The sequence below is a fragment of the Bacillus sp. PPSBB_11 genome, from assembly GCF_038023285.1.
Taxonomy (GTDB): domain Bacteria; phylum Bacillota; class Bacilli; order Bacillales; family Bacillaceae; genus Bacillus; species Bacillus altitudinis.
Genome location: NZ_CP150633.1, coordinates 1,486,200 through 1,508,577 on the forward strand (window position 1 = coordinate 1,486,200; position 22,378 = coordinate 1,508,577).

The following is a 22,378-nucleotide window of genomic DNA, read 5'->3' on the forward strand; positions in this document are numbered from 1 at the left end:
ACACGGAAGTTAAGCTCTTCAGCGCCGATGGTAGTTGGGGGTTTCCCCCTGTGAGAGTAGGACGCCGCCAAGCTTTTTAAAGGATCAGTTCCAATCGGAACTGGTCTTTTTTGTATTTTAAAAAAGGAACAAACACTCGATCTGGCATGGATACATATACTAAACTATCATCTAAAACATTCTTAATTTTGTATACAATTGAAAGCGCTAGGGCATACTGAAGCTATAAGTGGAGGTGTCACAATGAGCAAAAAAGAGCGAGAAGCAATTTGTTTGATTTGTGAAGAGAAAAAAACAAAGGGAATTTATTTATATCATCAGTTTTTATGCCGAGATTGTGAACGGAAGTTAATTTCTACATCAACCTCGGATCCTAGTTATGCTGATTATGTAAGAAAGCTTAAAAATCTTCATACGCCGCCTTTGTATTCATAGACCATTAGATGGTCTTTTTTTATGGGCAATCGGGGATTGGGCCTGTTTTTTGGAACTTAGTTTGGACATCAACCGTAATAAATAATAAGATAAACAGAGAGCCTGATTATTCATAGGAGTCGATGAACATGAAATCAATTTTTTACACATTTGTATGGGCCGTTCTCTCTACTCTTTTTTCGCTGGTGATTTTAACTGTCAGTATTGGTGTTTTCCATCATCATGTTGGATTGTCGATACTGTATGCGATGATTGGGTGGGGTGTGATGTTTGCAGGAAGCCGATGGGCTGCCTTCCAGTTGTTTTTGAAGAAACACGGACTGTCTCGTAGTGATTATGTATATATTAAACAGCATTTAAAAGAAGCCGGGCAAAAGCTGGTTCGTTTGAAGAAAGCTTTATTTGCTGTGAAGAACGTACAGACGATCAAGCATAATTATGAAATTCTTCGGCTTGCACGACGCATCTATACGATAACAAAAAAGGAACCGAACCGGTTTTATGATGCACAGCGGTTTTATTTTGAGAGTTTGGATTCTGTTGTTGAATTAACTGAGAAATATGCACTGCTGTATAATCAGCCGAATCGTAGCCATGAGCTTGAAATGACATTAAGCCAAACTCGAGTCACGCTGACTGAACTGCAAAAGCAATTAACGATTGATTTACAGCAAGTTTTAGGAAGAGATATAGAAGCACTTCATATTGAACTTGAAGTGGCCGATAAAATGATTAAAAAATAGATATGAAAGGAGTCAAACTCGATGAAACCAGAAGATCCAGTCATACCAACAGCCCCATCTACTACAGATCTTCCGTTTCGGGTGTTTGATACCTTATCTGATGAGGAAAAGCAGGAGGCGCTACAGCGAGCTGAGAAGATCCCTGACCATCCACAAAAACTGCTTTTCTATGGCACACGTGTGCAGGAACGATTGTTAGAACAATCAAAACAAATGATGCAATATGTGGAGAAAAAAGATATTGACCAAATCGGAGACGTTCTAGAAGCTTTTTTGCAGCAACTGCATTTAGTGGAGCCAGAGGATTTATTGCCAAAGAAGCGAGGCTTTTTTTCAAGGTTGTTTCAGCGAGAAAAGCGTTCGACTCAGGAGATCATATCTCGTTTTAAACAAGCGGAAGCACAGATAGAGAGATTGTCAGCAAGGCTTCGTTACGCCAGAGGCGTGTTAATTTCGGACCATAAGTTATTGGAGCGTTTATTTGAAGAAAATCAATCATACTTTCAAGAGATGACGTTACAGGTTGCAGCAGTTGAAGCAAAATTGACGCTGTTAGAGCGACATGCCCTAACAGAATCAACACAGTCACATGATCGGACATTAGAGGAGCAATTGATGAGTCGGGAAGTCGATGAAGAAGAATATATGGAGAGATTAAAAGAACGGAAGTATGATTTGCTGTTGAGCCGTCAAATTGCACTGCAATGTAATGCCCAAATTCGAATGATTCAGCATACAAACCATACATTAGCCAATCATATTCAATCAACTGTTTCCGCATCAATTCCTTTATGGATCAACCAAATGTCGATTGCGTTCAATCATATTCAGCAGCGAGCCAATTCAGCGCTTGAGCAGCGTATCCAGCAAACATATGAACAGGTATCGAAGCAGCAAGGACAGCTTCTTGAAGATGCATCCTTAACGCCTATAGATACGTTGAAAAAGGTTCAGCGCCAATTGGCCGAAACATTGCAAGAAACGTTGCAGGTAAAAGAACATGGGAGCCAAGAACGAGCTCAATTAAAAAGCAGCATGTATGAGGCAGAGCAGAAGCTGGTGAATCATAAACCAATAAAGGAATGAGAATCCATCTTTCAGTTCACTTGTTTGAACGTTATAATAGATATAAGATATCGTTTAAGTGAAAAGGGTCGATTTGTTTGAAAACACCTTTATATACAGCATTATCACAACATGCGGAAAAGAAGCCCTATTCTTTTCACGTTCCGGGACATCACAATGGAGATGTCTTTTTTGATGAGGCACGGTCCTATTATGCATCTATTCTTCAGCTGGATGTGACAGAACTTGAAGGTCTAGATGATCTTCACCATCCGACTGGGGTGATTCAAGAGGCAGAGGATTTATTGGCAAAGCTATATGGAGCTAAACAAAGTTTTTTCCTTGTGAATGGCACAACCGTTGGCAATTTGGCAATGGTGATGTCTGCTTGTCAGGCTGGGGAGGGCATTTTCGTTCAGCGAAATTGTCATAAGTCTGTGTTCCATGCGATTGAGCTTGCGGGAGCGACGCCTATTATGTTAGAAACTGAGAGTGATCCGTACTTGCACGTCCCAACTCATGTGACGGAGGAAACAGTCAAACAAGCTATGGCGACACATCCTAACTGCCGGGCAATCGTTTTGACATATCCGAACTACTACGGACATGCAGCTGATTTATCAGGGCTCATTCAAATGTGTCATGAAGCTGGCATCATTGTATTAGTTGATGAGGCACATGGTGCTCATTTTGTATTAGGCGGTGCCTTTCCTCCATCTGCCCTTTCCTATGGAGCAGACGTGGTGGTACAATCAGCACATAAAACCCTTCCGGCAATGACGATGGGGTCTTATCTTCATCTTCAAGGAGACCGAATGGATGTGAAGCGGATAAAGACGTTATTAACGATGCTTCAAAGCAGTTCACCTTCCTATCCAATTATGGCTTCGTTAGATGTGGCGAGAGCTTATGTGGAGGAGTTGAAGGGAAAAGGGTTAATGGACGAAATCATGAGAGACTTGGCAAATCTGAAAGCACAGTTCAATATGATCTCCAATCTCGAAGTGGTTGAGTCTGACTCTTTACCTATGGATCCATTAAAATGTGTCATTCGTTCAACAAAAGGGCTGACAGGCTATGAACTAAAAAAGGTGCTTGAGTCGGTGGAGGTTCACCCAGAACTTGCGGATGAACATCAAGTCTTACTTGTTTTTGGTCTAGGACAGACAAAGGACGTTCCTTTTACAGCTATAGAGCAGGCTCTTCAGCAAAGTGATTCATTGCTTATAAAAAAAGAGCCTCAAACGGGATCGCTCTTCTTAGAGCACGATCAGCAAAAGCGAGATGTAGAAGCTGTTCCATTCGAAAAAGCAGCTGGCCGGATTAGTGCAGAATCGGTCATTCCCTATCCGCCTGGCATTCCTTTGATGATTAAAGGACAACCGATTGAATCAGATCAAATTGCGACGTTAAGCCGTTTGCTTGGGCATCAAGTTCATGTGCAAGCAAGTCAGGTGATTCACCAGAGAAAATTATATGTTTATATAGAAGAGGAGACACTATGAGCGGTATGTTTATTACGTTTGAAGGGCCTGAGGGTGCTGGAAAAACGACAGTGATTCGAAAAGTGTACGAAGAAATGGAACGTCAAGGCTATGCAGTGATGGCGACACGTGAGCCCGGAGGCATTGACATTGCAGAGCAAATTCGTGAAGTGATTTTAAATGAAAAAAATACAAAAATGGACGCAAAAACAGAGGCACTGCTTTATGCAGCAGCTAGAAGGCAGCATTTGGCTGAAAAAGTAGAACCGGCATTGAAGCGGGGGGAAACTGTTTTATGTGATCGTTTTGTCGACAGCTCCCTTGCTTATCAGGGCTATGCGAGAGGGCTTGGGATTGAAGAAGTCAAGTCCATTAATGATTTTGCCATTGATGGCACGATGCCGCAAATGACCATTTACTTTTCCATTACACCAGAGGAAGGTCTAAAGCGAATTGATGCCAATCAAGGAAGAGAAAAAAATCGATTAGACATGGAAACACTGAATTTTCATCAAATGGTCAGAGAAGGATATGAGCTGCTGATTGCGCAATCACCAGAACGATTCCGTGTAGTAGATGCGTCTCAGCCTGTTCAGGATGTCTTTAATGAAGTGTTTCAGCTGATTCAGGACACATTAAAGAAAAATCAAATATGACCTCATTCCCAATCGTTGTTATAATATAGAGGAAGACATCGGCATGTCACCTGTGCCTAAAATGAAGGAGGCCATTCAAATGAAATTAATTGTTGCCGTTGTACAGGATCAAGATAGCAGCAAGTTATTGAAAATATTGACCGAACATCAATTCGGCGTGACAAAATTAGCTTCGACTGGTGGATTTCTAAAGTCTGGGAATACGACTTTTATCATTGGTTGTGATGATGTCCGAGTGGATAAAGCGTTACAGCTAATCAAGGAAAATTGCCGTAAACGTGATCAAATGATCGCGCCTGTATCACCAATGGGTGGAAATGCAGATTCATATGTACCATACCCTGTTGAGGTTGAAGTTGGTGGAGCTACCGTCTTTATTCTGCCAGTTGAACAATTTCATCAATTTTAAGGATGGGTTGCTGTGAAAATTAATCAAGATATGCGGCTGCTTTTAGAAAAGCGCGAACTTCAAGCGATGAAAGGAAGCCAAACTTCAGCATCGTTTAAATCATCGATGGAGACACAAAGTGGTAAAATGCGTTTAGAGCAGCTGACAGTCATGCTGAGCGATATCGAAGTCTTCGGCAAGAAACTGACAAAGTCACGAAACCTTAAAGATTTGGCTAGGTTTAAAGGACTTGTGAAACGCTTTGTAAAAGAAACAGTCGATAATGGATTAAATATAGAGACATCAAGGAGCTTTGACATTTATGGCAACACGAGAACACTCGCTTTAGTCAAAGCATTAGATGAAAAGCTGATTGAGTTAACAGAGGATATGATGAATCAAGAGAAACCCTCGATTGATTTGCTTGAACGTATTGGAGAAATAAAAGGTTTATTGATTAACCTTTACACATAGAGAGTGATAACATGGCAATTAGCTGGGATGACATGAATGATTTACAGCCGCGCGTCATGCGGCTGATTTTTAATAGTATTGATAAAGACCGACTGGCTCATGCTTACTTATTTGAAGGAAAAAAAGGGACCGGAAAGCTAGATGCTGCGATGCTTTTAGCGAAGAGCTTTTTTTGTTTGGAAGCAGGAGTGAAACCATGTGAGTCCTGTCAAAACTGCAAAAGAATTCAGTCTGGCAACCATCCAGATTTACATCTAGTGCAGCCTGACGGTCAATCAATTAAGAAGGCGCAAGTGCAGGCTTTGCAGGAGGAATTTACAAAAGCAGGCGTAGAATCGCATCGGAAAATGTATATCATTCTCCATGCGGACAAAATGACGGTCAATGCTGCGAACAGTTTATTAAAGTTCCTAGAGGAGCCCAACCGGGAAACGATGGCAGTTTTAATCACTGAACAATCGCATAAAATGCTGGATACGATTATTTCAAGATGTCAGATGCTTAGCTTTAAGCCGCTGCAGCCGCAATCTTTGGAGCAGCAGCTTTTACAAGAAGGCGTGTCTCAGGATCTTGCAAGGCTTTTGTCGAATTTAACCAATAATTTAGCAGAAGCACTCGAATTAAGTCGAAATGATCAGTTTGCAGAGTCTAGAGCGAAAGTGATAAAATTGTATGAAGTCTTACACCAGCGAAAAGAACATGCATTTTTTTATATACAAGATCAATGGATGCCTTTTTTCAAAGAGAAAGACCTTCAAGAAACTGGTCTTGATATGCTTTTATTTATATATCGTGATGTATTGTCGATTCAAATAGGAAATGAAGATAAAGTCATTTATCAAGACTTATTCCAGACAATGAAGCAGCACGCGCTGCATTCCACACAGCAGATGGTGACGAATCAGATCCTTGCTGTATTAGAAGCGAAAAAGAGACTTCAATCCAACGTGAATGCCCAAGGGCTAATGGAGCAATTGGTGTTGATGTTGCAGGAGGGATAAGCTTGTACAACGTAATTGGTGTTCGCTTTAAAAAAGCGGGCAAAATCTATTATTTCGATCCTAATGGATTTCATATAGAAAATGATAGTTGTGTAATTGTAGAAACAGTCAGAGGTGTTGAGTACGGGCAAGTGGTCATCGCCAATAAAAAAGTAGATGAACACGATGTGGTTCTCCCTTTGCGTAAGGTGATTCGCGTCGCAGACGAACGAGACCGGCTCATCGTTGAGGAGAACAAAGAAGCAGCGATGGCAGCCTTTGACACATGTCTTCAGAAAGTAAGTGAACACGGCCTAGAAATGAAGCTGGTTGATGTCGAATTTACATTCGACCGCAACAAGGTCATCTTCTATTTTACAGCGGATGGCAGAGTAGATTTCCGTGAGCTGGTCAAGGATCTTGCATCTATTTTTAAGACGAGAATTGAACTTCGTCAAATCGGTGTAAGAGACGAGGCAAAAATGCTAGGCGGCATTGGTCCGTGTGGACGTATGCTTTGCTGTTCAACTTTCTTAGGAGATTTTGAACCTGTGTCCATTAAAATGGCAAAAGATCAAAACCTCTCGTTAAACCCTACCAAAATTTCAGGGCTTTGCGGCCGTTTAATGTGCTGCTTGAAATATGAGAATGATGAGTACGAAACAGCAAAAGAACAATTACCGGACATCGGTGAAACGATTCAGACGTCTAATGGCTCTGCAAAGGTAGTAGGGCTTAATATTTTAGAACGAATTTTGCAAGTTGAATTAACCGGGCAAGAAAAAGTGATAGAATATACTTGGGAAGAATTATTACAAGAAGGCGTTGTATCTGCACAAACAACTGAGTAACGAGGTGTGCCACCTTGGATAAAAAGGAACTATTTGATACGGTGATTAATTTAGAAGAACAAATCGGTTCTCTTTATCGCCAGCTAGGTGATTTGAAAAATCATATCGGTGAAGTGATTGAAGAAAATCATCAGCTGCAGATGGAGAATCAGCACTTGCGTGAACGTCTGGATCAATCCGATCGAGATAAATCGTCTGAGGCAGAGCATGATTCTGCCCAGAAGCCAAGTCATTCTGATATAGGAGAAGGTCATGATAACCTAGCTCGTTTATATCAGGAGGGCTTCCATATTTGTAATGTACATTATGGGAGCATTCGGAAAGAGGGAGACTGTTTGTTCTGTCTGTCATTTTTAAATAAAAAATGAGAAAAGGCTTCCGCTGAATCGGGAGCCTTTTTCACAGGAAAAGAAAGGATACATCATGGTTTCGTTAAGAGAAGATGAACGTTTAGACTACTTGCTTGCAGAAGATATGAAAATTATTCAAAGTAAAACGGTGTTCGCCTTTTCATTGGATGCAGTGTTATTAGCAAAATTTGCGTATGTGCCGATTCAAAAAGGGGAGATTATTGATCTTTGTACGGGAAATGGCATCGTTCCATTGCTGCTTTCGACGAGATCTAAAGCCTCTATTACAGGGGTTGAAATTCAAGAACGCCTATATGATATGGCAAAGAGAAGTGTGGCGCATAATCAACTGGAGCAGCAGATTGAGTTGATCCATGGTGATTTAAATGATATGCCTAAACGGTACGGAAACCACAAAGTAGACGTGATTACTTGTAATCCGCCATATTTTAAGACTCCTTCTAAGGATGAAATCAATGAAAATGAGTATTTGGCGATCGCACGTCATGAGATTCATTGTACATTAGAAGATGTCATTCGTGTTTCTTCCACTTTGCTAAAGCAAGGAGGCAAACTGGCAATGGTTCACCGTCCTGGACGGCTGCTTGAGATTGTTGAAATGATGAAGAAATACCGAATTGAGCCAAAACGAATTCAATTTGTATATCCGAAACAAGGAAAAGAAGCGAATACCATTTTAGTGGAAGGGATGAAAGATGGAAAGCCGGATTTGAAAATCCTCCCGCCGCTTTTTGTTTATGGAGAAGACCAAGAGTATACAAAAGAAATCAGGACGATACTGTATGGAGAAGCATAGTCATTATTTCTATGTATTGAAATGTGCAGATGGCAGTTTGTACGCTGGGTATACAAATGACTTACAAAAAAGGCTGACTGCCCATAATAGTGGGAAGGGTGCAAAGTATACGAGAGCTAGACGGCCGGTGGAACTCTATTACCACGAATGCTTTTTAACCAAAAGAGAAGCCATGCAACAGGAATATCGTTTCAAAACGTGGACACGTCGAAAAAAGGACATGTATATAGAAGAAAAGCGAATCAAAAAGGAGGCGGCACATGAAAAAGACACAGAAAAGCTTTGATGGTCAATCAGAAATGGGTATTCTTTATCTCGTACCAACCCCGATTGGAAACTTAGAAGATATGACATTTCGAGCGATACAAACGTTAAAAGATGTAGACTATATTGCCGCAGAAGATACGAGACAAACGAAAAAGCTTTGTCATGTCTATGAAATTGATACCCCATTAACGAGTTATCATGAACATAACAAAGATAGCAGTGGTCACAAGTTAATCGAATGGTTAAAAGAAGGAAAGAATATTGCACTCGTGAGCGATGCCGGTTTACCGACGATCTCTGATCCAGGAGCCGAAGTGGTTCGCGACTTTACGAACATCGGAGGCTATGTCATTCCGTTACCTGGTGCAAATGCAGCACTTACGGCGCTCATTGCGTCAGGAATCGCACCACAGCCATTTTTCTTTTACGGTTTTCTTGATCGTCAAAAAAAGGAAAAGAAAAAACAGTTGGAAGCATTGAAGAAACGCCAAGAAACAATTATTTTCTATGAAGCGCCCCATCGGTTAAAAGAAACGCTGACTGTGATGAAAGAAGTGTGGGGGAACCGGAATATTGCCATTACGAGAGAACTGACAAAGAAATTTGAAGAGTTTATTCGTGGAGATTTAGAATACGCGCTGACTTGGGTGACAGAACAACAAATCCGTGGTGAGTTCTGTCTCGTCGTACAAGGAAATGATCAGGATGAAGAAGAACTGAATGAAGAAGCTTGGTGGAACTCTTTATCTGAAAAAGAGCACGTGATCCATTACATAGAGGAAGGATTAACGTCAAAAGAGGCCATTAAACGTACTGCGGTCGAACGTGGTGTGCCAAAGCGGACGATCTATGATGCGTATCATATTGAACAATAAAGAAAGGTTCTTGCAAACGGTGCAAGAACCTTTTTATATAAAACTTATTTTTGTGATTGAAGTTGGTTTTGGATTTCGTTAATGATTTGCTCTGCACCTTCACGGCTAAGAACTAATTTACCATTAGCAAGTTTAAGGTTATCGTCTGATACTTCACCTGTTACTTGGCAAGTCATGTTTGGTTTATATTTTTTTAGGATAATTTTTTCATCATCAACATAAATTTCCAAAGCGTCTTTTTCTGCGATTCCTAACGTACGGCGAAGCTCGATTGGAATCACCACGCGTCCTAATTCGTCAACTTTACGTACAATACCTGTAGATTTCATCTTCATTCTCCTCCCAAAAAGTTCTTATTCTTAATATAATATTATCTTCGTCATTATTCGACAAATTCCTTACATTCCTAGCATAACAAGGTTTCCATAAATCGTCAATCATTTTGTTTACTATTGTTTGTAAAATATGACTCTTAAAGTCAAAGGACCTTGAAACTACCGGTGTATAAGGATTTTTCAGAATTTATCTATAAAAATATGAAAAATGACGATAACAGATTAACAAGACTTTTGCCCTAATTTAGCCAATTGTAAATCTGGAAATAGATTTTATACGACAATATTCGACAAAATGTCGAGCGGTTTGTCGTTTTTTTCGAAAAACTCATCTTTTTCATTCATTTCATTCTGTTCTATGTATATATGCTTGATCTTAAAGGCTAAGATGGTATCATAGAGAAAGCACAAGTGCAAAACATAATGAAATGATCTGACACATTTTAATGAAGTATGATGACCGCTCTCGTCCATTGGGCGGGAGTTTTTGACATTTACACACAAGCAGGAGGTTCCGACATGCCGGAAAAGAAAAAAACGTTTTATCTGACTACACCAATTTACTATCCGAGCGGAAAATTACATATTGGACATGCTTATACGACAGTGGCAGGGGATGCCATGGCTCGTTATAAACGTCTGCAAGGCTATGATGTGATGTATTTAACGGGTACTGATGAGCACGGACAAAAAATTCAGCAAAAAGCTGAAGAACAAAATATTACACCGATTGAGTATTTAGATCCGGTCGTTGCTGACATTAAATCATTATGGAAGAAACTCGACATTTCCAACGATGATTTCATTCGTACAACGGAAAAAAGACATACGAAAATCATTGAACAAGTCTTTCAAAAGCTGCTTGATCAAGGAGATATTTATTTAGATCAATATGAGGGCTGGTACAGTATTCCTGATGAAACATTCTATACGGAAACACAGCTTGTTGATGTTGAGCGAAATGAGAAAGGGGAAGTCATTGGAGGGAAAAGCCCAGACAGTGGACACCCTGTTGAATTGATTAAAGAGGAATCATATTTCTTCCGTATGAGTAAGTATGCTGATCGCTTACTAGACTATTACGAAAAGAACCCGTCGTTCATTCAGCCTGAATCAAGAAAGAATGAAATGATTAATAACTTCATTAAACCGGGGTTAGAGGATTTAGCTGTATCAAGAACAACCTTTGATTGGGGCATTAAAGTACCTAATAATCCGAAGCACGTCATCTATGTATGGATTGATGCGTTATTCAACTACTTAACAGCGATTGGCTACGGAACCGATCAAGATGAAAAATATAAAAAATATTGGCCTGCCAACGTACACCTAGTCGGGAAAGAAATTGTACGATTCCATACAATTTACTGGCCAATTATGCTGATGGCACTTGATCTGCCGCTGCCAAAACAAATTTTTGCACATGGCTGGCTGCTCATGAAAGATGGCAAAATGTCTAAATCAAAAGGGAACGTAGTAGATCCTGTTACGTTAATTGATCGCTATGGTCTTGATGCTCTTCGTTATTACCTGCTACGCGAAGTACCATTTGGTGCAGACGGTGTGTTTACACCAGAAGGATTCGTGGAACGTGTAAACTATGACCTTGCCAATGATTTAGGGAACTTACTTAACCGTACAGTGGCGATGGTGCAAAAATACTTCGACGGTACATTAAGCAGCTATAAGGGACCAGTCAATGAGTTTGATGAGGAACTAAAAGCTGTAGCTGAACAAACGGTGAAAGCCTATGAAGAAGCGATGGAAAACCTCGAATTCTCAGTGGCTCTTTCAAATGTTTGGACATTAATCAGCAGAACGAATAAATATATTGATCAAACAGCTCCTTGGGTATTAGCGAAGGATGAAACAAAACGAAAAGAACTGCATTCTGTGATGTACCATTTAGCAGAATCACTTCGAATCACAGCTGTATTGTTAACACCATTCTTAACAAAAACACCTGAGAAAATCTTCTTCCAGCTTGGAATTGAAGAAGAGAAACTCAAAAGCTGGGAAAGCATTCTTTCTTTCGGTGCGATTCAAAAAGCGACGGTACAAAAAGGTGAGCCGTTGTTCCCTCGTTTAGAGGTTGAAGAAGAAGTGGCATACATTAAAGAGAAGATGCAAGGAAGTGCGCCTAAGGTAGAAGAAGAGTCAGTTGAAATAGAAGAAACTGAATTACCTGAACTGGGTGCCGAAATTGCCTTCGATGATTTTTCGAAAGTTGACCTTCGTGTAGCACAAGTATTGGAAGCAGCACCAGTGAAAAAAGCTGACCGTCTCTTAAAGCTTCAGCTTGATTTTGGATTTGAAAAGAGACAAATTGTCTCAGGGATTGCCAAGCATTATCAACCAGAAGAATTGGTAGGGAAGAAGCTCGTCTGCGTAGCGAATCTCACACCAGTTAAACTAAGAGGGGAAATTTCCCAGGGAATGATTTTAACTGGAGAAACTGGTGGTAAATTGCAGGTTCTTGAAGTAGATCAATCTCTAGCAAATGGAACGAAAATTTTATAATTTAACAAAGGTGTTCCACGTGTAACATTTCGTCGAACACCTTTTGTTTTTCAGAAGAATTGTCGAAAGGAGCCATCAACCATGTTATTTGATACACATGCCCACTTAAATGCTGAACAATATAATGAAGACTTAGAGCAGGTGATTGAAAGAGCAAAAAGTGAAAAGGTAGAGAAGATTGTGGTGGTCGGGTTTGATCGTCCAACCATTACGAGAGCGATGGAGCTAATTGAAGCATATGATTTTATGTATGCAGCCATCGGCTGGCATCCTGTTGATGCCATTGATATGACAGATGAAGATTTGGCTTGGATCAAAGAATTATCTCAGCATGAAAAGGTTGTTGCCATTGGAGAAATGGGTCTAGATTACTATTGGGACAAGTCGCCAAAAGATGTGCAAAAAGAAGTCTTTAGACGTCAAATTGCTCTTGCAAAAGAAGTGAATCTGCCAATTATCATTCATAACCGTGACGCTACGGAAGATGTAGTGACGATCTTAAAAGAAGAAGGAGCGGCAGAAGTCGGAGGAATTATGCACTGCTTTACTGGCAGCCTCGAAATTGCAAAAGCGTGTATGGAAATGAACTTTTATATCTCATTCGGTGGACCTGTGACATTTAAAAATGCGAAAAAACCGAAAGAAGTTGTCAAGGATATTCCAAGCGATCGTCTTCTGATTGAGACAGACTGCCCGTATTTAACTCCAGCGCCATTTAGAGGGAAACGAAATGAGCCGAGCTATGTGAAATATATCGCAGAACAAATTGCTGAATTGCGAGAAATAAGCTTTGAAGAGCTTGCTGCATTGACAACAGAAAATGCGAAAAAAGTTTTCCGTATAAACTGACAGTATATGATGTCAATCCTTGTTTAAGCTTGTCCAATTGTGAAACATAACGAAAAAGTTCTACACGTTTGCGCCTCCTCATAGGATAAGTTGTCGATATGTCTTTCTTCCCTTCCTTCCAAAAATCTCCCATAATAGGTTTACAATCGAGCATTTTTGTACAGTGGGTGGAAGGGTTGACAGGTTTTGAGATACTCTATATAATCTCTCCGAGGAGAAGGAGGCGTTTTTCATCGTACAAAAAATGAAAAATCTGTTTTCTGTCAAGCTAGGAAAAGGCAAGGTTTTATTTCTAGTCGCTTGCTTGCTTTTAGCTGGAACTGGGACGGCTTACGGTGCGCATGAGCTCACTAAGCAGTCTATTACCATTTCAATCAATGGCAAAGAGAAGACAATTCGTACACATGAAGAGACAGTAGCACAGCTGCTTTCAGACCTTGGAATAAGGACCAGGGCGGAGGATCATATCTCTCCAAGTCTAAATACAAAGATTCAAGACAACATGAACATTGTGTATGATGCGGCTATACCGGTTCATCTCACCCTAGATGGGAAAGAGAAAACGATATGGACAACAGATCAGACGGTTGGAGCATTATTGAAGAATGAGAAGATAGATATTGGGAAGCACGATCAAGTAACTCCAGGAAAGAATGACAAGATTAAAAAGAATATGGATCTTGTGGTTCAGCAGGCCTTTCAGGTCAGCTTAAACGATGGAGGAAAGGATAAGAAAGTGTGGACCACTTCGACTACGGTCGCTGACTTTTTAAAGCAACAAGAGCTGAAGCTCAAGAAGCACGATAAGATCAAACCTGCGTTACATAGTCACCTTTCTAAAAAAAGCGCAGATGTGAAGATCACTCGGGTGGAAAAAGTCACCGATGTAGTGGAAGAGAAAATTGCTTTTGATACCAAACATAAAAAGGATCGATCTCTTGAAAAAGGAAAAGAGAAGGTGCTTGAAAAAGGTGAAGAAGGTAAATTGAAGAAGCACTATGCCATTGTGAAAGAAAACGGCAAAGTGGTGTCTAAAGAATTAATTAAAGAGGTTACTGCAAAAGACAGTAAGGATCGTTTAGTGGCCGTTGGTACACAAGTGTCCAAGAAAGAACCTAAAGCGTCCCCTGCGGTTTCAAGAAGTAATGAATCGTCAGGAAAAGAGTTCTATGTGACGTCCACAGCCTATACAGCGGGCTGTGCTGGATGTACGGGTAGAACGTCTACAGGCTTTAATTTAAAAGCAAATCCGGGTGCAAAGGTCATAGCAGTAGATCCGAGTGTCATTCCGCTGGGCTCTAAAGTGTATGTGGAAGGCTATGGGTATGCCGTTGCATCAGACACTGGATCTGCTATAAAAGGGAATAAAATTGATGTGTTCGTCCCAAGTAAGTCGGCAGCTTATCAATGGGGAAATAAACGAGTGAAAATTAGAGTGCTCAAATAAACACATCAAATCATTTATATGAACAGAGGGCTTTGCGCACCCTCTGTTTTTTTGGTTATAATAGAAGCACTGTTTTCTAATTAATTAGACGCAAAAACAGCATGGAAGGTTTCATTTTTTGACAAAAAAATGTAGATTGTTTTTGCAAGCGGAGGAATACATGAAAATCAAAGAAATCATTGTGGTGGAGGGTCGTGACGACACTGCTAGAGTAAAGATGGCAGTTGATGCAGATACGATTGAAACGAATGGATCTGCCATTGGCGATACAGTCATTCAACAAGTGCGTCTTGCTCAGGAGACGAGGGGGGTTATCATTTTAACTGATCCTGATTTCCCTGGGGAAAAGATCCGTAAAACCATCGCAGAGGCTGTCCCTGGCTGTAAGCACGCCTTTTTACCAAAATACCTTGCGAAAGCGAAGCGGGACAAAGGAATTGGTGTCGAGCATGCTTCCTTGGATAGTATTCGAGAATGCCTTGCTCATGTCCATGAGGAAATGGAAGAATCAGAAAGCGAGATTACGTTAGACGATTTATTTGACGCAGGCCTTATCGGAGGCGAAGCATCAAAACGCCGCCGCGAACGATTAGGTGTGCTTTTAAATATAGGATATACAAATGCGAAGCAGCTGCAAAAGCGTCTTCACATGTTCCAAATAACGAAAGAGGATTTTATTGCGGCCTTAAAGACCGTCATGCAGGAGGAAGCCGATGAATAAAGATATTGCGACGCCCATCAGAACGAAGGAAATACTGAAGAAGTACGGTTTCTCTTTTAAAAAGAGCTTAGGGCAAAACTTTTTAATTGATACGAATATTTTAGATCGCATTGTCGATCATGCAGAGATAACGGATGAGACCGGTGTGATTGAAATTGGCCCTGGTATCGGTGCGTTGACTGAACAGCTCGCCAAACGGGCAAAGAAAGTCACGGCTTTTGAAATCGACCAGCGCCTATTGCCGATTTTAAACGATACGCTTTCTCCATATGATAATGTCACCATTATTCATCAAGACGTATTGAAGGCAGATGTAAGAAAGGTGATTGAAGAACAGTTTGCTGACTGTAAAGAAGTAATGGTCGTAGCAAACCTTCCTTATTATGTGACGACACCAATTATTATGAAATTGCTTGAAGAAAACCTTCCATTGAAAGGCATCGTTGTCATGCTGCAAAAAGAAGTAGCAGATCGCATGGCCGCTGCTCCTTCATCAAAAGAATACAACTCTTTGTCGATTGCAGTGCAATTTTATACAGAAGCGAAGACGGTCATGGTTGTGCCGAAAACGGTTTTCGTCCCACAACCAAATGTGGATTCAGCGGTAATCAAACTAACTGTTCGTGAAACGCCTGCGGTCTCAGTAGACAATGATACGTTTTTCTTTCAACTGATTCGTGCGAGTTTTGGCCAGCGCCGGAAGACATTGATGAATAACTTGATGAACAATCTGCCAGACGGTAAGAAACATAAAGCTATCATTGAAGAAGCCCTTGTAACAGCTGAGGTTGATGGGAAACGCCGTGGTGAATCATTATCAATCGATGAATTTGCCCGTTTGTCCAATGTTTTACACAAAGCCCTTTCATAAGGGCTTTTTTCTTTTGGTTTTCACCACTTCACCTGTTCAGGCATAGGCTAGAAAGAACAACACACCTGAAAGAAGAACAAGTGTAGCGTAAGACGATACCAACAGGATAAGAGCCTGATTGTGGAGTGAAAAGCATGCAATTTCAAATAGGAGATATGGTGACGAGGGCATCCTATCAGATGGATATTATGTTTCGTATCATTCGAATTGATGAGACAGACCAGCACGAAGCCACCGCCATTTTGCATGGGAATGAAGTGAGGCTGATCGCCGATGCGAAGATGTCAGATTTGGTCTTGATTCAAAAAGAGGAGCAACTGACAAGAGAGAAAGACGATGAACGGAAAATTAACGAATCGCTCGACTTACTCAGGCAAGATTATCAGCTGCTTCGTGAAAAACAAGAGTATTATACGTCTGGACAATATCAGCATCAGGAGCAGTATTTTCATATGCCCGGAAAGGTTCTGCATTTAGATGGAGATGCTTCATACTTAAAGAAATGCTTAGATGTATATGAAAGAATTGGTGTACCTGTGTATGGTGTGCATTGCCACGAGAAGAAAATGCCAAGCATGATTGATTCATTAATTGATCAATACCGGCCTGATATTTTGGTCATCACAGGACATGATGCGTATTCTAAACAAAAGGGCGGTGTACACGATATCGGTGCATATCGTCATTCTCGTCATTTCGTTGAAACGGTTCAAAAGGCAAGAAGGAAGGTTCCGCATTTAGATCAGCTCGTGATCTTTGCAGGTGCCTGCCAATCTCATTTTGAATCATTAATTCAAGCAGGTGCTAATTTTGCAAGCTCACCCTCACGTGTCAACATTCATGCACTTGACCCCGTCTATATTGTTGCCAAGATCAGCTTCACTCCATTTGTAGATCGAATCAACGTGTGGGATGTGCTCCGAAATACACTGACGAGAGAAAAAGGTCTCGGAGGGATTGAAACAAGGGGTGTTTTAAGGGTAGGTATGCCATATAAAAGAGACCATGAATCGACATAACCCGACTGATTTCAGTCTGGTTTTTTTTATGCTCAAAAAGAAATTTCATATGAATACATAATTCACCGGAATTTGAGAAAAATAGGGAGGAGAAAAGGTAGAAGTTTGTCAAAATTATTTTGTTGACAATGGCTCGTGTTGGTTGATATAATTTAATTTTTATTTGACAAAAATGGGCCGTTGTTGTATAATTATCTCAGTGAGGTGGATGCAATGGCGAAGACTTTGTCCGACATCAAAAGATCGCTTGATGGTAACTTAGGTAAACGTTTGACGTTAAAGGCTAACGGAGGCCGCCGAAAAACAATTGAGCGTTCGGGCATTTTAGCTGAAACGTACCCTTCTGTTTTTGTGATTCAATTAGATCAAGATGAGAATTCGTTTGAAAGAGTTTCTTACAGTTATGCAGATATACTGACTGAGACGGTCGAATTAACGTTCGATGATACCGCTAGCTCAGTCGCCTATTAATGGGCAGTGAACTTTTTGTTTACTGCTTTTTGTTTTGCCTTTTTTTCTGTATGGGAGGCTGTCCATTATTTGAAAGGGGTAAAAGGCGGGAATCGATGCAAAATAAGAAAGCCACAAAGGAGTGGCGATGATTCGAATTCTCGACCAAAGGGGCTGTTTCGTTTGGGTAGACGCCGAGGCATTATGTCAGATGAGTTCAAATACGAGCTGGCGAAGGATCTTGGATTTTATGATACCGTCAAAAATGGAGGCTGGGGAGAGATTCGTGCGCGTGACGCAGGAAATATGGTCAAACGTGCCATTGAATTAGCTCAACAGCACATGGCTCAAGAAGAGAATCAACGATAAAGAAATGATCAGGGATACCTCGGGTGTCTCTGGTCTTTTTTGCTTGAAAAAGTGAGTGTGCTGGGGGCAAAAGCCAATATTCATCAGATCCATCAAATGTGATACAATATTGATACTTATGTTTAGATGGAGAAGTAGGTGAAATGTTTGCGTATTTTAGAAAAAGCACCGGCAAAAATTAATCTCTCACTTGATGTTCATGGAAAAAGACCGGATGGATATCACGAAGTGGAGATGGTGATGACAACAATAGATCTTGCAGATCGACTAGAGCTGACGGAGCTGGACAAAGACGAAATCCGTGTATCATCTCATAATCGTTTTGTGCCAGATGATCAACGGAATTTGGCTTATCAGGCAGCTAAATTATTAAAAACAAGATTCGGTATTCAAAAAGGCGTATCGATTGTCATCACAAAAGCAATTCCCGTCGCAGCAGGTTTAGCTGGAGGCAGCAGTGATGCCGCAGCAGCGCTTCGCGGCTTAAACCGTTTGTGGAAGTTAAATCTCACGTTAGATGAACTAGCTGAGCTTGGAGCGGAGATCGGCTCAGATGTCTCTTTTTGTGTACACGGAGGGACGGCGCTAGCGACAGGACGTGGAGAGAAACTAAAGCATATTGCGACACCGCCGCATTGCTGGGTGATTTTAGCGAAGCCGGTGATTGGGGTATCTACAGCTGAGGTCTACAGACAATATGACGCAAGCAAAGTAGAACACCCAAATGTACAGCGTATGATTGAAGCAATTGAAGCGAAAGATTATAAAGAGATGTGCGGCTCACTCGGTAACGTGTTGGAATCTGTGACATTAAAGATGTATCCGGAAGTCGATATGATTAAGAGACAGATGAAGCGTTTCGGAGCAGATGCTGTATTAATGAGCGGCAGCGGGCCAACTGTATTTGGCTTGATTCAATATGAATCGAAGGTACAAAGAATATATAACGGACTGAGAGGATTTTGTGATCAGGTTTACGCTGTCCGCATGATCGGCGAACAAAATACCCTTGATTAAATCCGTATATTAAGTTATATTATTCATAAATTATTCGGGTTCTGGGGGTAAGTTCATGAAGTTTCGTCGAAGCGGCAGATTGGTGGACTTAACAAATTATTTGTTAACCCACCCGCACGTACTAGTACCTTTAACTTTTTTTGCAGAGCGATATCAATCTGCGAAGTCCTCTATTAGTGAAGACTTAACGATTATCAAACAGACCTTCGAACAGCAGGGAATAGGGACTTTACTTACTGTACCTGGCGCTGCTGGCGGAGTGAAATATATTCCAAAGATTCATCTAAAAGAAGCAGACGAAGTCGTAAACGATATCGGAGAGGCATTATCAACTCCTGAACGTGTGCTTCCTGGCGGTTATTTATATTTAACTGATGTTTTAGGAAATCCATCGATTCTTGCGAAAATCGGTAAGCTTTTTGCGACCATTTTTTCGGATCGACCGATTGATGTTGTCATGACTGTTGCGACGAAAGGTATTCCGATTGCCTATTCTGTTGCAGGTTATTTAAATGTGCCTGTTGTGATCGTTAGAAAAGATAATAAGGTAACTGAAGGATCAACTGTGAGTATTAATTATGCATCAGGTTCTTCTAACCGAATTCAAACCATGTCACTTGCAAAGCGGAGCTTAGATAAAGGATCCAATGTGTTGATTATTGATGACTTTATGAAAGCAGGCGGAACCATTAATGGCATGATGAATCTTCTAGAGGAATTTAATGCAAATGTTGCAGGGATCGGTGTTTTATTAGAAGATGAAGGCGTAGATGAACGTCTTGTCGATGAATATGTATCACTTTTAAAGCTTTCAACCATTGATATGAAGCAGAAAATCATTGAGATTAATGAAGGTAATTTCCACGAGTTTTTTCATTCGAAAGCTTAAGTTTTGATCAAACATGTATTTGAATGGGAGAGATTGATATGACAAAAGTTGTTCAAACCAAAAACGCGCCAGCAGCCATTGGACCTTACTCTCAAGGGATTATCGTCAATAACATGTTTTACAGCTCAGGGCAGATTCCATTAACGCCAGCTGGAGATTTTGTGAATGGAGATATTAAAGAACAAACACATCAAGTGTTTCATAATCTTAAAGCCGTCCTTGAAGCAGCGGGTGCTTCCTTTGAAACAGTCGTGAAAGCAACGGTTTTCATTAAAGATATGGAACAATTCGCTGAAGTGAATGAAGTGTACGGTGAATACTTCCATACACATAAGCCAGCTCGTTCATGTGTAGAAGTAGCCAGACTTCCAAAAGATGCACTTGTAGAAATTGAAGTTGTGGCATTAGTGAAATAAACAGACCATCTCTTTGGAGGCCGTTTGGTTTCATTATATGTATGAAAAGGCATCGTCATGATGTCTTTTTTCACGCAACCGATGTAAGCGCCGTCATTAAAATGACAAAAAATGTATAAATATCCCGATATTTCAAAAAAAGTTTAAAAAAAGAGCAGGAGAATCACCACAATCGTTGAATACCTAATTAATGCTTTTATATTGGGAAAAGGTGGTGAACTACTGTGGAAGTTACTGACGTAAGATTACGCCGCGTGAATACCGATGGTCGCATGAGGGCGATTGCATCCATCACGCTGGACCACGAATTTGTTGTTCATGATATTCGTGTGATTGATGGAAACAATGGCTTGTTTGTTGCAATGCCTAGCAAACGTACGCCTGATGGAGAGTTTCGCGACATTGCACATCCAATTAATTCAAGCACTCGGGGTAAAATCCAAGATGCTGTTTTAAATGAGTATCATCGCTTAGGCGAAGAGGAAGAGACAATTGAATATGAAGAAGCTGGAGCTTCTTAAAGATATGTGAACCTAAAAAGACAGCTTTAAGAGAAAATGAATGTTTTCTTTTAAATGCTGTCTTTTTTGCGTTTTTTCTCTTGTTCCTTATGTCTCCCGTTCATTAGAAAATTAATGCACTTCCTCTTGTATCCTTGAAATCAGTCCTTATTTAGGATATATTTTTCTATGGATAATAGGGATATTGGAGGCCAATCAATGGATAAGCGGTTCGCAGTGATTTTAGCAGCGGGAAAAGGAACAAGAATGAAGTCAAAGTTATACAAAGTACTTCATCCAGTTTGCGGAAAGCCAATGGTCGAGCATGTGGCAGATCAAGCGTTAAAGCTATCTTTAGCCAAGCTTGTGACGATTGTCGGTCATGGAGCAGAGGACGTCAAGAAGCAGCTTGGGGACAGAAGTGAATATGCACTTCAAGAAGAACAGCTGGGAACAGCACATGCCGTCAAACAAGCTAAATCGTTCCTCGCGCAGGAAAAGGGAACAACCATTGTCATTTGTGGAGATACACCATTATTGACAGCGGAAACAATGGAAGCCATGTTAAGCGAGCATCAAAAACAACAAGCGAAAGTGACGATTTTGACAGCACACGCGGATGATCCAACAGGTTATGGACGTATTATTCGTGATGAAACAGGTGCTGTAGTAAAAATCGTCGAGCATAAAGATGCAAATGATGCTGAACGTCAAGTGAATGAAATTAATACTGGAACCTATTGCTTTTCAAATGAAGATCTCTTCCGTGTGATTGAGCAAGTGTCAAATGAAAATGCACAAGGTGAATACTATTTGCCGGATGTCATTGAAATTCTAAAGAATGAAGGACAGACGGTTGCAGCGTATCAAACACCGCATTTTGAAGAAACACTTGGAGTCAATGATCGTATCGCTCTATCACAAGCAGAGCAATTCATGAAGCGACGTATTAATCATCAGCATATGAAGAATGGTGTAACCTTGATTGATCCTGAGAACACGTATATCTCGCCAGATGCAGTCATCGGTGAAGATACAATGATTTATCCTGGGACGGTCATCAAAGGGAATGTAAAGATTGGTGCAGATGCCACAATCGGTCCGAACACTGAAATTGTTGATAGCGTAATTGGAGATCGGACAGTCATTAAGCAGTCTGTTGTCTGCGATAGTGAAGTTGGGGTAGATGTGACAATTGGACCGTTTGCTCATATTCGCCCGTTGTCGAAAATTGGCGATGAAGTGAAGATCGGGAATTTTGTCGAAATCAAGAAAACAGTTTTCGGTGACCGAAGCAAAGCGTCTCATCTAAGCTATATTGGAGATGCAGAGGTCGGAGCGGATGTAAACCTTGGTTGTGGATCTATTACAGTTAATTATGATGGGAAGAACAAATTCTTAACGAAGATTGAAGATGGCGCATTTATTGGCTGTAATTCAAATCTCGTTGCACCAGTCACTGTCGGAAAAGGGGCATATGTTGCAGCCGGTTCAACGGTTACAGAAGATGTACCGCAGGATGCATTGTCTATTGCTAGAGCAAGACAAGTCAATAAAGAAGATTATGTGAAAAATATTCATAAAAAATAA

The 22,378-nt window shown here is 40.7% G+C and carries 27 protein-coding genes; 26 read left to right on the forward strand and 1 reads right to left on the reverse strand.

Annotation, left to right across the window (positions count from 1 at the left end; all coding sequences use genetic code 11):
• The first annotated feature begins 243 nt into the window (after positions 1 to 243).
• The 13 genes from V7L95_RS07405 to rsmI all read left to right on the forward strand — a co-directional run bounded on the left by V7L95_RS07405 (position 244) and on the right by rsmI (position 9,385).
• Entirely contained in the window at positions 244 to 435 is a 192-nt protein-coding gene (locus tag V7L95_RS07405; protein WP_017359334.1) for a sigma factor G inhibitor Gin, read from the forward strand.
• Positions 436 to 563: 128 nt separating this feature from the next.
• On the forward strand, positions 564 to 1,178 hold the full coding sequence (locus tag V7L95_RS07410; RefSeq protein ID WP_046342403.1) for a 5-bromo-4-chloroindolyl phosphate hydrolysis family protein: 615 nt from the start codon (positions 564 to 566) through the stop codon (positions 1,176 to 1,178).
• Positions 1,179 to 1,199: 21 nt separating this feature from the next.
• The gene (locus V7L95_RS07415) at positions 1,200 to 2,264 is read left to right on the forward strand and encodes a toxic anion resistance protein (RefSeq protein ID WP_048003021.1); all 1,065 of its coding nucleotides are present in this window, start codon (positions 1,200 to 1,202) and stop codon (positions 2,262 to 2,264) included.
• Between the two features lie 77 nt (positions 2,265 to 2,341).
• Positions 2,342 to 3,748, forward strand: coding sequence for an aminotransferase class I/II-fold pyridoxal phosphate-dependent enzyme (locus V7L95_RS07420; RefSeq protein WP_129548017.1), 1,407 nt, complete (start codon positions 2,342 to 2,344; stop codon positions 3,746 to 3,748).
• The gene (gene tmk / locus V7L95_RS07425) at positions 3,745 to 4,383 is read left to right on the forward strand and encodes a dTMP kinase (RefSeq protein ID WP_007496237.1); all 639 of its coding nucleotides are present in this window, start codon (positions 3,745 to 3,747) and stop codon (positions 4,381 to 4,383) included. The genes V7L95_RS07420 and tmk overlap by 4 nt, the downstream gene beginning before the upstream one ends.
• A 79-nt stretch (positions 4,384 to 4,462) precedes the next feature.
• Positions 4,463 to 4,792 (forward strand): cyclic-di-AMP receptor, encoded by a 330-nt coding sequence (locus V7L95_RS07430; RefSeq protein ID WP_012008640.1) that lies wholly within the window; start codon positions 4,463 to 4,465, stop codon positions 4,790 to 4,792.
• A 12-nt stretch (positions 4,793 to 4,804) separates the two neighbouring features.
• Positions 4,805 to 5,245, forward strand: a complete 441-nt coding sequence (locus V7L95_RS07435; RefSeq protein ID WP_008341898.1) for a YaaR family protein — start codon at positions 4,805 to 4,807, stop codon at positions 5,243 to 5,245.
• Between the two features lie 11 nt (positions 5,246 to 5,256).
• On the forward strand, positions 5,257 to 6,246 hold the full coding sequence (holB, locus tag V7L95_RS07440; RefSeq protein ID WP_017359329.1) for a DNA polymerase III subunit delta': 990 nt from the start codon (positions 5,257 to 5,259) through the stop codon (positions 6,244 to 6,246).
• A 2-nt stretch (positions 6,247 to 6,248) separates the two neighbouring features.
• On the forward strand, positions 6,249 to 7,076 hold the full coding sequence (locus V7L95_RS07445) for a stage 0 sporulation family protein (protein ID WP_007496230.1): 828 nt from the start codon (positions 6,249 to 6,251) through the stop codon (positions 7,074 to 7,076).
• Between the two features lie 14 nt (positions 7,077 to 7,090).
• Complete coding sequence (yabA, locus tag V7L95_RS07450; RefSeq protein WP_007496228.1) at positions 7,091 to 7,444, forward strand: DNA replication initiation control protein YabA; 354 nt, start codon at positions 7,091 to 7,093, stop codon at positions 7,442 to 7,444.
• A 55-nt stretch (positions 7,445 to 7,499) separates the two neighbouring features.
• Positions 7,500 to 8,243 carry a tRNA1(Val) (adenine(37)-N6)-methyltransferase gene (locus V7L95_RS07455; protein WP_046527641.1) on the forward strand — a complete coding sequence of 248 codons (744 nt, stop codon included), beginning with the start codon at positions 7,500 to 7,502 and terminating at the stop codon, positions 8,241 to 8,243.
• Positions 8,230 to 8,529 carry a GIY-YIG nuclease family protein gene (locus V7L95_RS07460; protein ID WP_019744059.1) on the forward strand — a complete coding sequence of 100 codons (300 nt, stop codon included), beginning with the start codon at positions 8,230 to 8,232 and terminating at the stop codon, positions 8,527 to 8,529. Before V7L95_RS07455 ends, V7L95_RS07460 begins: the two co-directional genes overlap by 14 nt.
• Complete coding sequence (gene rsmI / locus V7L95_RS07465) at positions 8,504 to 9,385, forward strand: 16S rRNA (cytidine(1402)-2'-O)-methyltransferase (RefSeq protein ID WP_008341890.1); 882 nt, start codon at positions 8,504 to 8,506, stop codon at positions 9,383 to 9,385. The genes V7L95_RS07460 and rsmI overlap by 26 nt, the downstream gene beginning before the upstream one ends.
• Before the next feature lie 44 nt (positions 9,386 to 9,429).
• On the opposite strand, the gene V7L95_RS07470 is transcribed toward rsmI, so the two are convergent.
• Positions 9,430 to 9,720, reverse strand: coding sequence for an AbrB/MazE/SpoVT family DNA-binding domain-containing protein (locus tag V7L95_RS07470; protein WP_087975202.1), 291 nt, complete (start codon positions 9,718 to 9,720; stop codon positions 9,430 to 9,432).
• Positions 9,721 to 10,239: 519 nt separating this feature from the next.
• Between V7L95_RS07470 and metG the strand changes: the two genes are divergently transcribed.
• The 13 genes from metG (at position 10,240) to glmU (ending at position 22,378) form a co-directional block, all read left to right on the forward strand.
• Positions 10,240 to 12,240 (forward strand): methionine--tRNA ligase, encoded by a 2,001-nt coding sequence (gene metG / locus V7L95_RS07475; RefSeq protein ID WP_041506541.1) that lies wholly within the window; start codon positions 10,240 to 10,242, stop codon positions 12,238 to 12,240.
• An 81-nt stretch (positions 12,241 to 12,321) separates the two neighbouring features.
• Entirely contained in the window at positions 12,322 to 13,089 is a 768-nt protein-coding gene (locus V7L95_RS07480) for a TatD family hydrolase (RefSeq protein ID WP_017359325.1), read from the forward strand.
• 244 nt (positions 13,090 to 13,333) lie between these two features.
• Positions 13,334 to 14,536, forward strand: a complete 1,203-nt coding sequence (locus tag V7L95_RS07485) for a G5 and 3D domain-containing protein (RefSeq protein WP_007496219.1) — start codon at positions 13,334 to 13,336, stop codon at positions 14,534 to 14,536.
• Between the two features lie 160 nt (positions 14,537 to 14,696).
• Positions 14,697 to 15,257: a ribonuclease M5 gene (gene rnmV, locus V7L95_RS07490; protein WP_340968694.1), complete on the forward strand. Its 561-nt coding sequence runs from the start codon at positions 14,697 to 14,699 to the stop codon at positions 15,255 to 15,257.
• Positions 15,250 to 16,128, forward strand: a complete 879-nt coding sequence (gene rsmA / locus V7L95_RS07495; protein ID WP_024719357.1) for a 16S rRNA (adenine(1518)-N(6)/adenine(1519)-N(6))-dimethyltransferase RsmA — start codon at positions 15,250 to 15,252, stop codon at positions 16,126 to 16,128. The genes rnmV and rsmA overlap by 8 nt, the downstream gene beginning before the upstream one ends.
• 134 nt (positions 16,129 to 16,262) lie before the next feature.
• Positions 16,263 to 17,147: a sporulation peptidase YabG gene (yabG, locus tag V7L95_RS07500; RefSeq protein ID WP_007496216.1), complete on the forward strand. Its 885-nt coding sequence runs from the start codon at positions 16,263 to 16,265 to the stop codon at positions 17,145 to 17,147.
• A 213-nt stretch (positions 17,148 to 17,360) separates the two neighbouring features.
• Complete coding sequence (locus V7L95_RS07505; protein WP_003217979.1) at positions 17,361 to 17,618, forward strand: Veg family protein; 258 nt, start codon at positions 17,361 to 17,363, stop codon at positions 17,616 to 17,618.
• A gap of 162 nt (positions 17,619 to 17,780) precedes the next feature.
• The gene (locus V7L95_RS07510) at positions 17,781 to 17,966 is read left to right on the forward strand and encodes a small, acid-soluble spore protein, alpha/beta type (protein WP_017366434.1); all 186 of its coding nucleotides are present in this window, start codon (positions 17,781 to 17,783) and stop codon (positions 17,964 to 17,966) included.
• 147 nt (positions 17,967 to 18,113) lie between these two features.
• Complete coding sequence (gene ispE, locus V7L95_RS07515) at positions 18,114 to 18,983, forward strand: 4-(cytidine 5'-diphospho)-2-C-methyl-D-erythritol kinase (protein ID WP_017359321.1); 870 nt, start codon at positions 18,114 to 18,116, stop codon at positions 18,981 to 18,983.
• 55 nt (positions 18,984 to 19,038) lie between these two features.
• Positions 19,039 to 19,872 carry a pur operon repressor gene (purR, locus tag V7L95_RS07520; RefSeq protein ID WP_007496210.1) on the forward strand — a complete coding sequence of 278 codons (834 nt, stop codon included), beginning with the start codon at positions 19,039 to 19,041 and terminating at the stop codon, positions 19,870 to 19,872.
• A 38-nt stretch (positions 19,873 to 19,910) separates the two neighbouring features.
• Positions 19,911 to 20,288, forward strand: coding sequence for a 2-iminobutanoate/2-iminopropanoate deaminase (gene ridA, locus V7L95_RS07525; protein WP_008341860.1), 378 nt, complete (start codon positions 19,911 to 19,913; stop codon positions 20,286 to 20,288).
• 224 nt (positions 20,289 to 20,512) lie between these two features.
• Positions 20,513 to 20,809: a septation regulator SpoVG gene (gene spoVG, locus V7L95_RS07530; protein ID WP_008357439.1), complete on the forward strand. Its 297-nt coding sequence runs from the start codon at positions 20,513 to 20,515 to the stop codon at positions 20,807 to 20,809.
• 198 nt (positions 20,810 to 21,007) lie between these two features.
• On the forward strand, positions 21,008 to 22,378 hold the full coding sequence (gene glmU, locus V7L95_RS07535; protein ID WP_045035090.1) for a bifunctional UDP-N-acetylglucosamine diphosphorylase/glucosamine-1-phosphate N-acetyltransferase GlmU: 1,371 nt from the start codon (positions 21,008 to 21,010) through the stop codon (positions 22,376 to 22,378).